Source organism: Paraburkholderia sp. J67, from assembly GCF_905220265.1.
Taxonomy (GTDB): domain Bacteria; phylum Pseudomonadota; class Gammaproteobacteria; order Burkholderiales; family Burkholderiaceae; genus Paraburkholderia.
Map to the genome: position 1 here is coordinate 1 of NZ_CAJMZK010000104.1, position 418 is coordinate 418.

The 418-nt window shown below is 56.5% G+C and carries 1 protein-coding gene; it reads left to right on the top strand.

All coding sequences use genetic code 11. The features are described 5' to 3' along the window. Nucleotides 1-418, top strand: a 418-nt coding sequence (locus tag U5782_RS41370) for a hypothetical protein (protein WP_322049640.1), incomplete at both ends; no start/stop codon positions are given.

Genomic DNA, 418 nt, shown 5'->3' on the forward strand with positions numbered 1-418 from the left:
ATTCTTCCGTACGCAAATCAGCAGGAAATTCCGGATCTCCGATTTCTGGCAACGTGGAACTTCTGGTTCAGCCGCTTCAGGCCTGAACTGGATCCGCTGACCGACGCGATGCCGAGGCGGGCAGTTTTTTCCAATCTTGCGAGTCGGCTGGAAGCTGGACATCACTTTTCTCTTGATGTCATGTGCCGGATATTGGCCAACCCTTCGTACCGCAATAGAGCGCAAGCCGTGCCGGAGATGGTGGACGCGAATCTTCATTTGCTGGCGCCGGTCGAAAGCGTCGTGGATCTTCCGGGGGCACCAGCGGTCAGAGGTGTACGTCTGAGCGATCATGGTCGTGCGCTTCTCAAGGAAATGCTTGTTGATCCTTCGCTGGAAGCCTTCGCTGACGGTTTGGAAGAGGGCGATCCGGTCGAGG